Source organism: Marinobacter metalliresistant (assembly GCF_038098645.1).
GTDB classification, from domain to species: Bacteria; Pseudomonadota; Gammaproteobacteria; order Pseudomonadales; family Oleiphilaceae; genus Marinobacter; species Marinobacter metalliresistant.
Genome location: NZ_CP101118.1, coordinates 3,146,200 through 3,159,342 on the forward strand (window position 1 = coordinate 3,146,200; position 13,143 = coordinate 3,159,342).

Annotated in this window: 12 protein-coding genes; 5 read left to right on the forward strand and 7 right to left on the reverse strand. The window is 59.0% G+C overall.

What is annotated here, in order from left to right:
• The 7 genes from NLK58_RS14685 to NLK58_RS14715 form a co-directional block, all read right to left on the reverse strand.
• Positions 1-669 carry a VTT domain-containing protein gene (locus NLK58_RS14685; protein ID WP_341581161.1) on the reverse strand — a complete coding sequence of 223 codons (669 nt, stop codon included), beginning with the start codon at positions 667-669 and terminating at the stop codon, positions 1-3.
• Between the two features lies 1 nt (position 670).
• Entirely contained in the window at positions 671-1,438 is a 768-nt protein-coding gene (locus NLK58_RS14690; RefSeq protein WP_341581162.1) for a glycosyltransferase family 2 protein, read from the reverse strand.
• 96 nt (positions 1,439-1,534) lie between these two features.
• Positions 1,535-2,947, reverse strand: coding sequence for an ATP-binding protein (locus NLK58_RS14695; protein WP_341581163.1), 1,413 nt, complete (start codon positions 2,945-2,947; stop codon positions 1,535-1,537).
• Positions 2,944-3,627 carry a response regulator transcription factor gene (locus NLK58_RS14700; protein WP_117619173.1) on the reverse strand — a complete coding sequence of 228 codons (684 nt, stop codon included), beginning with the start codon at positions 3,625-3,627 and terminating at the stop codon, positions 2,944-2,946. Before NLK58_RS14700 ends, NLK58_RS14695 begins: the two co-directional genes overlap by 4 nt.
• 22 nt (positions 3,628-3,649) lie before the next feature.
• Positions 3,650-5,197, reverse strand: a complete 1,548-nt coding sequence (locus NLK58_RS14705; RefSeq protein WP_341581164.1) for a glycosyltransferase family 39 protein — start codon at positions 5,195-5,197, stop codon at positions 3,650-3,652.
• On the reverse strand, positions 5,181-6,188 hold the full coding sequence (locus tag NLK58_RS14710) for a glycosyltransferase family 2 protein (RefSeq protein ID WP_117619175.1): 1,008 nt from the start codon (positions 6,186-6,188) through the stop codon (positions 5,181-5,183). The genes NLK58_RS14705 and NLK58_RS14710 overlap by 17 nt, the downstream gene beginning before the upstream one ends.
• Positions 6,160-6,573, reverse strand: a complete 414-nt coding sequence (locus NLK58_RS14715) for a GtrA family protein (RefSeq protein ID WP_117620412.1) — start codon at positions 6,571-6,573, stop codon at positions 6,160-6,162. Before NLK58_RS14715 ends, NLK58_RS14710 begins: the two co-directional genes overlap by 29 nt.
• Positions 6,574-6,793: 220 nt before the next feature.
• On the opposite strand from NLK58_RS14715, the gene NLK58_RS14720 reads away from it, so the two are divergent.
• The 5 genes from NLK58_RS14720 (at position 6,794) to NLK58_RS14740 (ending at position 13,143) form a co-directional block, all read left to right on the forward strand.
• Entirely contained in the window at positions 6,794-7,504 is a 711-nt protein-coding gene (locus tag NLK58_RS14720; RefSeq protein ID WP_341581165.1) for a thermostable hemolysin, read from the forward strand.
• Entirely contained in the window at positions 7,488-9,674 is a 2,187-nt protein-coding gene (locus NLK58_RS14725) for an AMP-binding protein (protein WP_341581166.1), read from the forward strand. Before NLK58_RS14720 ends, NLK58_RS14725 begins: the two co-directional genes overlap by 17 nt.
• Positions 9,661-10,443 carry an SDR family oxidoreductase gene (locus NLK58_RS14730; protein WP_117619177.1) on the forward strand — a complete coding sequence of 261 codons (783 nt, stop codon included), beginning with the start codon at positions 9,661-9,663 and terminating at the stop codon, positions 10,441-10,443. The genes NLK58_RS14725 and NLK58_RS14730 overlap by 14 nt, the downstream gene beginning before the upstream one ends.
• Positions 10,444-10,676: 233 nt before the next feature.
• Positions 10,677-12,191: a sensor domain-containing diguanylate cyclase gene (locus NLK58_RS14735; protein ID WP_117619178.1), complete on the forward strand. Its 1,515-nt coding sequence runs from the start codon at positions 10,677-10,679 to the stop codon at positions 12,189-12,191.
• A gap of 85 nt (positions 12,192-12,276) precedes the next feature.
• Positions 12,277-13,143 carry an MBL fold metallo-hydrolase gene (locus NLK58_RS14740; protein WP_341581167.1) on the forward strand — a complete coding sequence of 289 codons (867 nt, stop codon included), beginning with the start codon at positions 12,277-12,279 and terminating at the stop codon, positions 13,141-13,143.

Below are 13,143 nucleotides of genomic sequence, written 5' to 3' on the forward strand. Positions count from 1 at the left end.
TCAGGGATGATCGGAAACGGAATTGGCCAGGGTTCTGGCTCTTTGATTGTGGTAGAGCAGCGCGCCAAGCATGGAGGCCAGAATGAACAGGGCAACGCTCAGGGTCAGTTGATATTCGTCAGCAGTGCCAATGCCGGCGCCGGCCAAAGCAAATACCAGCATTTGCGGAAGGTATCCGAGCGTGCTGCCGGCCAGGAAGGGCAGAAAACGGATGCCGGAACAACCGGCAACGAGGTTGGTGGCCAGGTTACTACCGACAGGTAGCAGGCGGACCATAAGTACCTTCAGCAGGGTCTGCTCCCGAAACAGTTCGTCAAACTGGCGCATGCGCCGGCTGAACCGGCGGGTCAGGGATGTTCGCAGCAGCCATCTTGCGGTGAAGAAGCACCCTGTGGCGCCAATAGTGGCTGCCAGTGTTGAGACCAGGGTACCGCTGATCCCGCCCAGGGCAAAACCGAGCACAAACGCCAGCAACTGGCGGGGGGCGCCGATGCCGGTGAAGATCGCGCCTGCCAGGGTAATAGCCAGCAGGCCCTCAACTCCGTGGCTGTGCAGGTAACTGGCTACCTGGGCCCTGTCCGCAATAAAATCGAGCCAGCCATTCTGGATTGCCAGATAGCCGACCAGCGCCAGCACAGCAAACGCCAGCCAGCGGGACCAGTTGAACATGTCAGGACTGCTCCGTTACTGATACCGGCGTGTCGGAATCGACGGGGTTGACAATGACGGGAGTACGGATGCGGTGTAGCAGCCATAAAACGCCGAACAGGTCGAGTATGCCGGCCCAGGTCCGATTCCACGCGTTGTATTTGGAGGTTCCCGCGGTACGTGGCCGGTGGTTTACTTCTACGACCGCAATCTCACCACCAATACCCCGCACCAGCGCCGGTATAAAGCGGTGGCCGTGGTCAAACCAGGGCAGTTTGAGAAACGTGGAGCGGGGGAACAGCTTGAGGCCACACCCGGTGTCCGGCACGCCATCATGCAGCAGGGCATCGCGGACGCGGTTGGCCAGCCGGGACTGGAACCGTTTCCAGGCGGTGTCCTTGCGGTTTTTCCGATAGCCCGCAATGCAGAAATCCAGGGCCCGGATCGTGTTTGCTTTTTGCAGCAGTGCCGGAATGTCAGCGGGGTCATTCTGGCCGTCACCATCCATCGTCACGATAAGACGACTTCGGGCGTGCCTGATGCCTGTGGCCAGCGCACCACTCTGGCCGATGCTCTGCTCATGACGAACCGTGATGAGGCGGCCACCAAGGGACCGGGCCGTCCGAATAGCGGTGTCCAGTGTCTGGTCGCGGCTGCCATCGTCCACCAGAACGACTTCGAAGCCGGGGTAATCCCGCATGACACCGAAGGCTTCTGTCAGAAGGTCAGCAATGTTTTCCTGTTCATCCTTGGCCGGAATAATCAGCGACAGGGTTCTTTTCTTGCCCATTTCAGAACATCCTCGAAAGCAGAACATCAATGGGGTTCATTGAATGCTCCCCATTAATAAGACCAGACAGTATATACCCTTAACCTTAATTCAACCTTAAGAACGGCTGTTTTGAAAGGAAGGTCGTGCGGGCAGCCAGATGCTGACGCACAGTCCGGGCTGCCCGTCTGTCCTTCCGGCGAGGGTAAGCTGGCCCCGGTGGAGCTCTGCGATACGGCGGGCGATGGCGAGCCCGAGCCCGGCGCCGCCGCCAAGTCGCTGATCAAGCCTGATAAAACGGCTGAGAGCCCGTTCCCGTTCTTCGGTTGGGATGCCGGGGCCCTGATCACAGACGGTAATGTGGTAACCGTCGCCGGAAGGCGTGAGGTGGGTGGTAATAACGGTCTGTTCGGGGCTGTACTGAATAGCATTGGCAAGCAGGGAGCGCATCAGTGTATTGATCAGAGCGCTATGGCAGCACACCAGGGCCTGGCCCGCATCGTCTTCCAGCACCGGCTCAATATTCTTCTTCATGGCCAGGGGTGCCACATCGGCAATGCTTTGTTCAATAATCGCTGACAGGTTGTGGTACGCCGGAGCAAAATCGGTACCTGCATCGACCCGACTCAGCAACAACATTTGCTCAACAAGGTGCACCATACGGTCAACCGACCGGATCAGATCCTGATACTGCTCCGGGTGGTCCTCGCAGGCTTTCTCCAGATTCAGTCGAAGTGCCGTCAGCGGCGTTCTCAGTTCATGGGCGGCATCCGCGGAGAATCTGCGCTCTCGTTCCAGAGCCTGGTTAAGTCGTCGCAACAGGCCGTTCACCGCCTGCACCAGTCCGGCCACTTCTTTGGGAGCCTGGCGGTCGTCCAGCGGATGAATACTTTCCGGTGCCATATTGCGCACCGGTTTCTCAAGTTTCCTGAGGGGCTGGAAGCCGACCTGGATCGACACAAGCACGGCCAGTGCAAGCAACGGGAGGGCAACCAGGAAGGGCAATACATTTCCCATTGCGATCTCCTGACTGAGTTCGTCCCGGACATCTTCACGCTGGGCGGTGCGAATCCAGTAGCCGGTAGACGGATCCCTCAAGGTAAATGTGCGCCATTGATAGCCTGCTACCTCCTGCCAGGCGAAACCCGGATCGAGCCCATGGGAATCGTTGGCGCGGAGTGTATCGAGAATCGGTTCTTTGTCCGGCGACCAGACTTCAAAGGCAATCTTGCGTTCGTACTTGTGGCCCGCTCCGCCGGGAAGGATCTCGTCTTCTTCCTCCTCGCCACGGTATGCACTCTCGGGCAGTTTCAGCGTTTTCGACAGGGTGTGGGAGAGCTGATCAGCCGGCTGGGTCGTTGATAAGTGGTCCACCAATCCCTGGACGATGCGAGTGCTCTGTGCCAGTTCCGCGTCGAACAACTCCTCAAGCTGATGGTCAGTGACGTAGAAACCCCACCCGGCGGCGATCAGAGTGATGAAAAAGACGGTACTGGTAACCAGGACCGTGAGTTTGCGGGTCAGGCTCATTCGGGTTCCCCAAGCGCCGCAGCCTCACTGTCCAGAAGGTAGCCCACTCCCCGAACGGTTCGAATGGTTTTCTTGCCGACACGGCGGCGGAGATGGTGAACGTGCACCTCCAGGGCATTGCTTTCGGCGCCCTGTTCCCAACCATAGAGCTGTTCTTCCAGGCGCCGTCGTGTTGCGACCTGGTCCGGATGTCGCATCAGGTAGTGCAGGATCTGGAACTCGCTGCGCGGGAGAATCGACGTCTCGGTGCCAACCGCTAACTGGCCGGAGTCCGGGGCCAGAGTTAGCCGACCCACCTTCAGGCCGGCGGTTCGGACGCCGGAGCCACGCCGGGTAACCGCCCGGATTCGGGCTTTCAGTTCTGCCATGGCAAAGGGTTTGGTCAGGTAGTCGTCCGCTCCTGCATTCAAGCCCCGCAATTTCTCATCCAGATCACCCCGGGCAGTGAGGATAATCACCGGTGTCTCGATGCCCTCGTTGCGGACCTTCTTAATGATATCCAGACCATCCACTCGCGGCAGGGTCAGGTCCAGGATGGCCAGATCGAAACTGTCGTTGAGCAGGGCGTTCAGGGCCTGCTGGCCGTCATCCAGCCAGTCGACGGTGTTCTGGTCGTCACGCAGCATCCCGAGCATGGTTTTGGCCAGGAGGTGATCGTCCTCTATCAGCAGTATTCGCATGTAGCAGGAATCCGGTTGGTTTTCAGCTCAGCGGGTGTTCGTTGGTTGCAGTGTAATCGATTCTGCTGCTTTTGCTTTCCCGGTCGCCGTTGTGCGCTGTATTCCGGAGCCGGGTATCCAACAGGAATACGCGGTAACGCCGGTTCTCATCAATGGGATCGGCAAGCGTTTCAAGCCGATGCAGCATCGCTGTGTTGCCTTTCTCCACAGCCAGCAACATCGGTCTGGAAAGCGCTCCCTGCTCCAGTTGGCGCTTTAGTGTCTCCGGGGTTACGGCACGCACTTTTCCCAGGCTGTAGAAGCGGGCTGAAAATGGTGCCTTGCCGACATAGACCAGTTCGTTGGCGCTCATGTCGGGCAGGCGGTCAACCCGAGCGATCAGTTCACGTTCGGTTTTCAGTTGTTCCGGATGAAAGGCAAGCCAACTCACGGCCACTGTGCCGAGCATTGGTATCAAAAGAATCGCAGCCAGTGCGGAGTGTTGCATTGGCCTGGCGGGACTCTGTGGCCAGAGGCTTGATGCCAGTACTGCGAGAAACGGCAAGCCGGGAAGAACATAAGTCCAGAGGATATTGCCCGACAAGGTGAAAAAGAGCGCCGGACTCAGGGTACATGCCAGCACCAGTCCGCCAATGCCTTTTTCACGGGCCTGCCATTCATGCACGGTGTCGTGCCCACGCCAGCGATTGAGCAGAAATGCCGCCAGTGCCACCAGACCCCAGGGGAGGCTGGCCACAACCAGGTACAGCCAGATGGTGCCACGGGGAAATTCGTGGGCGTTGCCATACAGATCACCCTGCCAACTGCTGACCAGGAACCGCTTGAGGTGCTCGCCCACAATAAAGTAATCAAGAAAACCGGGGGTCTTGAGCTCGGCCAGGACATACCAGGGTAATGCGATGGCCAGCATCAGCATGGAACCACGGATCCAGGGCAGGCACTGCCAGAGGGTACGCCAGCGCCGGGTAACGGCGACCCACAGAAACACCGGTAATCCGGTCAGAACCAGAATCAACGGGCCCTTGGCCAGCAAGCCGATGGCGAGACCGACGAAGAACAGCCAGCCCCACGGCGCCGGGCCGCCCTGAAGACGGACAATCAGGCTGGTCAGTACCAGCGTTGAGCCCAGGGCGAGGAAGGAGTCGGTCATCACCGTGCCCGCCGACAGGAAGCCCAGGGCAGTGGTGGCGTAAATGAGAGCAGCCCAGAGGCCGGCTGCTTTTGCTGCATCGCCAGTGCGATCAGGGTGCAGGAAACGGCGCAGGGTAAAGACCAGATAGACGATGACGGCATTGGCCAGCCAGGAGGGTAGTCTGCCGGAAAATTCACTCACACCGAATACATTGAACGACACTGCCTGCGCCCAGAAAGACAGGGGTGGCTTGCCCCAGAATGGCACGCCGTCATCGAACCAGGGCGTGATCCAGTCGCCGGTCTCGGCCATGATGCGGGCAATCTCGGCATAACGGGGTTCAGTTGTGTCGGCCAGCGGGAGGATTGCGGTCAGGCCAAGCCGGATAGCCAGAACCGAAAACAACAGCCATAGCAGGGTGTTAATGTTTCTGGTCATTACCGGCAACTCTCAGTTGGGGCACAACCGGCTGGGCGAGGTCCTCGCTGTCTTCGGCAACAATGAAGACCGGGCGTTGTTTGGTTTCCATGTATATGCGTCCGACGTATTCCCCCAGCAGGCCCACACAGAGCAGTTGAACGCCGGACAAAAACGTGATCATGGCAATCATGGACGCGTAGCCCGGCGTGGAAATGCCAAAAATCAGCGCCCTCAATACTTCCCAGGTTCCGAACAGGCCTCCCGCTCCGGCGGCGAGCAGGCCGAGAACCAGCGCAAGACGCAGGGGCCGGGTGGAGAACGAGGTGATCCCCTCCATTGCCAGGTGCATCAGTTTGAGATAGTTCCACTTGGTCTTGCCCGCCGCTCGCGGGTCACGGTCAAATTCCAGGATGACGGTAGGCATACCGACCCAGGCAAACATCCCTTTCAGGTAGCGGTTGCGTTCGGGTAACCGGTTCAGGGCATCGACCGTGCGCCGGCTCATCAGTCGGAAATCGCCGGTATCGACCGGTATCGCCGCATCGCTGATCCGGTTGATTAAACGGTAAAAGATGCTGGCCGTTGTCCGTTTCAGCCAGCTCTCGCCGGCCCGGGACCGGCGCTTCATCAACACCACGTCTGCCCCCTTACGCCATTCGGCAACCATTCTCGGGATCAGCTCGGGGGGATCCTGTAAATCAGCGTCCATCAGCACGACCGCGTCTCCGCGAGCATGCTCCAGGCCCGCGGTCACCGCCGCTTCCTTACCGAAGTTCCGTGACAGCTGTACTACCCGTATGCCGGGCTGGCGATCTCTGGCCCGCATCAACTGGGCGACGGAATTGTCATGGCTGCCGTCGTCCACGAACAGCAGTTCCACCGTGCCCTCCAGTTGCCGGCTCACCAGGTCCAGCCGAGTCAGAAGGGTTGGGATGACATCCGCCTCGTTGTGAACCGGAATGATGACGCTGAGCACTGGGTCACTGAATGTCGGTTGTCGGTTCTTCATGAAAAACAAACCTCTCGGCAAAGAGATAGTTGGCGAATGCCACCAGGCCGGTCGCAATGAGTTGGGAAAGCGCAACGCTGATCCCCGCCGCCAGTAGCAGGGAAAAACTGAGCAGGTTCAGAATCCAGCCTAAACTGGCTCCGGTGAGATAACGAGGGAAGGCGATCCGGTGTGGCAGGCCAGAGCAAAAAGCATAGCGGTGCTGGGCGAGGTAGTTCATCAACAGGCCAATAGTTGCGCCGATGGTGGTTGCGACCACCGCGCTCATGCCGAACCCAATCAGTGCCAGCATGGTCAGCCAATGGAGCAGGGTGGCGAATCCTCCGGCCAGCAGGAAGCGGGGCAGTCTGCCCCATTCGTTTGTCAGCAAATCCGGAAGTTTCATGCAGCCTCGCTTCAGCACCCGAGCCCATCCGGGGGGAATCCGGATAATGGCCCGGCACTTTACACAGCCATTCTTAAACAAACCTGAAAAACCTCCCGGCAAAACCTTAAGGCGGTCTTAAGGTTTTTGCGGTGATGTCTTAAGGCCCGTTTAAGGCTGCCTTTCTAATCTGGCGGTCGTGATGGAAGGGGCCACAAGGCCGTGTGACCGGAGAATACCCATGACAGACCCGCTGACAATGTCGACCTGTTGCCCACCGGATTCCGGGGACGTGGTGCCTGTCATCCGTTGTGCCGGTCGCTGGTTTAACGAAATCCGCCCGGATACCCCGATGGCTGAGACAGTCGCGGGTTTTATACGCCGCCGCTTTCTTCATGCTTATGGCGCCGAACCTTGTCTACGCCTGCCGGCTCTTCTGGCCCTGACGACGGCTCAGGGAACCTTGCTGGCGGCAGTGGGTGTGCGCAATGCGGCGCTGGAGAAGCTGTTTCTGGAGGATTATCTGTCGGTTCCGGTGGAAACGATGATGCCGGTTCCGGGTATCGAGCGCCACAGGATCGCCGAGATTGCCCACCTGGCCGGTGTCGAGGCCGGTGTCAGCCGTTTTCTGTTTGCCTCTCTGTCGGTCTGGCTGGATGGCGCCGGTTACGACTGGGTGGTGTGCACCGGCACTGACCAGCTCCGCAATAGCTTCCATCGCCTGGGGATCGCCACGCAGGTTCTGGGTGATGCGGACCCTGCCCGGCTTCCGGGCGGCGGCGCCGGTTGGGGCCGGTACTACGATCACCACCCGGTGGTGATGGCTATCAGGGTCTCGGACGGGCTTGCCGCCCTTCGCCAGGCGGGCCTTTTACGGGTAACTCAGTCGGTTGCTCCGGTCATTGATGCCGGAGGCGCGGCTCAGGAGGGTGCTTATGGCCGCCTTGCCTGAATTGCTCCAGCGCCAGGCACTGGCTCACCCCTCACGCACTGCCCTGCAGGGGCTGGATTCGGCAATCAGTTATAGCCAGATGATGCAGGCGGCCGAAGCTCTGGCCGATCAGTTGCGGCTGTTGGGAGTAAACCGTGTTGGCCTGTGCGGGGACAATTCCCTGGCCTGGATTCTGGCCGATCTTGCCTGCCTGCTGGCAGAGGTCGTGTGCGTCCCGGTGCCGGTTTTTTTCTCGAAATTCCAGGCGTCGCACCTGATCGAACGGGCGGGCCTCGACTGCCTGCTGTCCGGTGAGCAGGGTACCGGCAGTGAGCATCTGGGCCATGGTGTCTGGCTCCAGCACCTGCCGGTGACCGCAGCCGGGGCCTGGATGCCGGAAACCACCGCCAAGATTACGTTCACCTCCGGCAGCACTGGCACGCCCAAAGGTGTGTGCCTGTCCTCAGCACAGATGACGTCAACCACGCTGGCCCTGAAAGACCGACTGGCAGGCGTACAGCTGCAACAGCACCTGTGCATCCTGCCACTGGCCACGCTGCTGGAGAATATTGCGGGTGTGTACCTGCCCCTGCTGATGGGCGCCACCGTCACCGTGGAACCCCTGCTGAGCCTGGGGATGACCGGCAGCAGCGGTCTGGACCTTGGTCGGCTGGTGGCGGGCATCAACCAGAGCAAGCCGCAGTCACTGATTCTGGTGCCGGAGCTGGCCATGGCGCTGGTGGCGGCCGCCGAACAGGGACAGCTGGACAACCGGTGGTTCCGGTTTCTCGCCGTTGGCGGTGGCCGGGTGTCTCCGGAGTTGCTGGCCCGTGGCCGTGCCGTCGGACTGCCCCTCTACGAGGGCTATGGCCTGTCGGAATGCAGTTCTGTGGTTGCCCTCAACGTACCCGGTGATGAATGCGAAGGCACCGTTGGCAAGCCGCTTCCCCACGTTGAAGTGATGGTGGATTCGGACCACCACATTCTGGTCCGTGGCAATACCCACCTGGGCTATCTGGGCGATGAACCCGAAGGTGACGAGTGGCTGGATACCGGGGATCTGGGGCGCCTCAGTCCTGACGGATTTCTGATGGTGAATGGCCGTGCCAAGAATCTTCTGATTACCAGTTTCGGCCGCAACATCAGCCCCGAATGGCTGGAGAGCGAACTGATCCAGGCCCTCGGTGCCCAGCAGGCGGTGGTATTTGGAGACGGCGATCCGAACCCGGGCGCGCTGGTGGTTATCCGGGATGGCCGCTCGCCGGAGCAGTTGCGTTCAGCGCTGACTGCGCTCAATGCCGGCTTGCCGGACTATGCCCGGCTGGAAGCACTCTACATTCGCCGGCAGCTCCTGACACAGGCTAGCGGCCATCTAACCACAAACGGCAGGCCGGTACGCCACAGAATCCAGGCCGACCTGCCGACGCTGATTTCCGACAGTTTTCAGATTTTCATGAACGTAACGGTTGCTTGTTCAGCCTCATCCAACACGCCAGGAGAATCTCACATGGCATTTTTTGACAGATTGCAGCAGGAAACAGCAGGGGCCCGGGTGCACGTCACCGGCGCGCCTGTGGTCAAGGCGATTGCCGAGGGGCGTTTCAGTCTTGAGGCCTACACCTGGTTTCTGACCCAGGCCTACCACCACGTCAAGCACACGGTCCCTCTGATGATGGCCTGCGGTGCCCGATTGCCCGAACGGATGGAGTTCGTCCGCAAGGCGCTGGTTGAATACATCGACGAGGAATATGGCCACCACGAGTGGATCCTGAATGATCTGGAAGCCTGCGGTGCCGACAAGGAACAGGTTCGCAACGGCAAGCCGGACCTGTCCATCGAGCTCATGGTTTCGTATCTGTACGACCAGATTAACCGGGGCAACCCTGCGGTGTTCTTCGGGATGGTTCAGGTGCTTGAAGGCACTTCCATCGAACTGGCGACACCACTGGGTGAGCAGATCCAGAAGCTTTTGGGCCTTGCTGATGAGGCATTCAGCTACCTGTATTCCCATGGTGCCCTGGACCAGGAACACTTTGAGTTTTTCCGCAACCTGATGAATGACGTCACAGCCCCGGACGACCAGCAGGCCATTATTGATGCCGCCCGGGTGGTGTACAGGCTCTATGGCGACATGTTGCACAGTATACCGCTGCCGGCCAGCCGAAAGGGGCAGAATCATGAGGCTGCATGACCGGGTATTCCTCCTGCTCGGTGGCACCGGTGGTATTGGCAAGGCGCTGGTGGATCCGCTGGTGCGCGCCGGAGCGAGAGTGATTGTTGCTTCCCGGCATCCGGAAAAGATCGGACACCGGGAAGGGGTGTCCGTGGTGCACCTGGATCTGGCTGCCGCCGATCTCGACCAGCAGTTGCTGCGCTTGAGTGAAGCCTATCCGGATATTGACGGGGTGATCCACTGTGCCGGCCAGAATCGCTTCGCCGGGCTCCCGGCCATGGCCGTTGGTGAACTGGACACCCAGCTCACCGTGAACCTTCGCTCTGCCATGCTGGTGGCCAGGCATTTTGCACCCAGATTCGAGAAGTCCGGGAGCGGTGCTCTGGTGTTTGTGGGGTCCACCTTCGGCAGCATCGGTTTCCCCGGCTATACCGCCTACTGCGCCACAAAATTCGGCCTTCGCGGTTTCACCGAGGCACTGCGCCGGGAATTGGCGGATACCGCCGTTCAGGTGGTTTACGTGGCGCCCCGGGCCACCGCCACGGAAATGAATCCGGAAGAAGTGAATGAGCTTAACCGGGCCCTCGGCAACAGCGTCGACACACCGGAGGCGGTGGCATCCCAGATTCTGGAAGCCATGGTGAATGATGACCGCCGCCGGTTCCTTGGCTGGCCGGAGAAACTGTTCGTGGTCATCAACGGAGTGCTCCCGCGCCTCGTCGATAAAGCCATGCTCAAGCAACTGCCGATCATCCGGCGTTTTCTCAATTCAGGGGTATTGTCATGAAGTGGATGGTTCTGATGATGGCCTGGGTGCTCCTCCCTCGGCAGTCTCTACTATCGGGTACCCGGTTGGCCACTGGGATTCGGTGACGACGACAAAGCCCGGAACTACCTGCAGAGAGCACTGGCCATTAATCCGGACGGTATCAGACTCCCATGGGTTCGCTGCCCCTGTCATGGTGAACTACACTCTTTTATGAGAAGGGGCAAAGCCTCTGTCAGGGAGACGTATTGTCCATGGCAACCAGGTCCAATAACGGGCAGAAATTCCCCATGTCTGCCCGGTTTTTTCAGAAGCTGGCTTCGGGCGTTCCTGGTGTGCTCTTTACCTACTGGCTGAGTGCTGACGGACAGTCCCACCACTACCCTTTTGTCAGCAATCAGGTGCAGACGCTTTTTGGTATCGATCCTTCGGTACTCAATGAAAACGCCGATGCCGTGTTCTCTGTGATTCATCCGGACGACGCCTCCGCCGTCATGGCAAGCATTCAGGAATCGGCACTCAAACTGGAGCCCTGGTGTTATTGCGCCCGCCTGAGGCTCAGTCATGGGGAATACGAATGGTTCGAGGCGTATTCGGCACCGGAACGCCAGCCTGACGGCAGTACTGTCTGGTACGGTCAGTTTCACAACATTCAGCATTACAAAAACCTGGAGCGTAGCCTCCGGGAAAGCGAGTCCGAGTTTTCCTTCCAGGCGGGCTTTCAGAAACTGATTGCCCGTCTGTCCACCGAGTTTATCAACCTTGGTTTTGGCACCATTGATGAGTGCATTGACGAACTGCTCAGGTCGATCGGTGAATTCTTCGACGTAGACCGGGCTTACTTGTACCGGTTCTCAGACAACTATGCGCTCATGACCAACACCCATGAATGGTGTCGTGATGGCGTTCAGGCGCTGATCGACTCCCAGCAGGAGGTTTCGATTGAGGACTTTTACTGGTGGCAGGAAAAAATCGACGGCATGGTGGCCGGCAATCGGGCGGTTTTCATTGAAGATGTAGACAGTCTTCCGCACGAAGCCGCGCCGGAACGTGCACTGCTTCAGGCGCAGGGTGTTTCTTCCATGTTCTGTATGCCCATCCGGGTCCGTGGCCGGGTCACCGGTTTCTTTGGCGTGGACTCATTACGGCGTCGTGAATGGCGCCAGGATCAGGCTGATCTGCTTATCATCGTTTCCGGGCTGCTGTCGGGGGCGCTGGAACGTCACCGCCTGGAAGAGGAGTTGCTGAATCAGTCAATCCGGGACCCTCTTACCGGCCTGCACAACCGTCGCTACCTGATGCCAAGGTTGAACGAGATGCTGAGCCGGAGTAACCGGCGTGGTGAGGGGTTTGCCCTGGCAATGTTCGATATTGACCATTTCAAGCGGATAAACGATTCCGTCGGACATCTGGGGGGAGACTATATCCTCCAGCGGTTTGCCGAGATCCTGAACCAGCAGACCCGGTCCATGGATGTTGTGGCCCGCTTTGGAGGGGAGGAGTTCATCGTTGTCTTCAACGCTGTTGAAGTCAACGATGTGCGTCAGCTCGTTCTCCGGATTCTGGAAGCGGTGTATGACGAGACGTTTGTGTTTGATGACCAGATCGTTCCCGTCACGGTCAGCGCCGGTGTGGCTGGTATTGAAGAGCTGGCCGAGATCCCGGCGAGCCCGGATGCCCTCATTGCCCGGGCAGATGACCGGCTGTATCTTGCCAAGCAGTCGGGCAGGGGCTGCCTTGTCGATGCATCAGGGACATTGCGCATATAAGGAGAGATCATTTCACCTCATATTACTAGATAGTATATCTTTAGAATTAAATCTCTAGATATCAACTCCGATAGAGGTGACAGTCATGAGCAACCCGACCGTTCAGCATTTTTTTGATGAACCCACCAACACCTTCAGTTATGTAGTGCGGGACCCGGAAAGCCAGGCCTGCGCCATTCTCGATTCTGTCCTGGATTTTGATTATGCCGCCGGTACCACCGACGTTCGGTCTGCCGACCAGATCATTGAGTATATTCGCAGTAACGACCTGAACGTTGAGTGGGTTCTGGAAACCCACGTGCACGCAGACCACTTGTCTGCCGCGCCCTACCTGCACGAGAAGCTGGGTGGTAAAACCGGCATTGGCGCGCACATCCGTGACGTTCAGGAGATTTTCGGCAAGGCGTTCAACGCCGGTACTGAATTCCTGCGCGACGGCAGCCAGTTTGACCAGCTTTTCCGCGAAGGGGACACCTTTGCCATTGGCGGCCTTGAAGGGCGGGTATTGCATACGCCTGGTCATACACCTGCCTGCCTGACCTATGTCATCGGCGACGCCGCCTTTGTCGGCGATACCCTGTTCATGCCGGATTACGGCACTGCCCGCTGTGATTTTCCCGGGGGAGATGCCCGCACCCTGTACCGGTCCATCCAGAAGGTGCTGGCCCTGCCGGCGGAAACCCGCATCTTCCTCTGTCACGATTACAAGGCGCCGGGGCGTGATGAATACCAGCACATGACCACTGTGGCTGAACAACGTAAAGCGAACATTCATGTTCATGAGGGTGTTTCCGAGGAAGAGTTTGTGAAGATGCGGACCGAACGGGACGCGACACTGGATATGCCGCAGCTGATTCTGCCGTCGGTGCAGGTCAATATGCGGGCAGGGCACATGCCGCCTGCCGAAGACAATGGGCAGGTTTACCTGAAAGTGCCAGTTAACCTGTTCTGA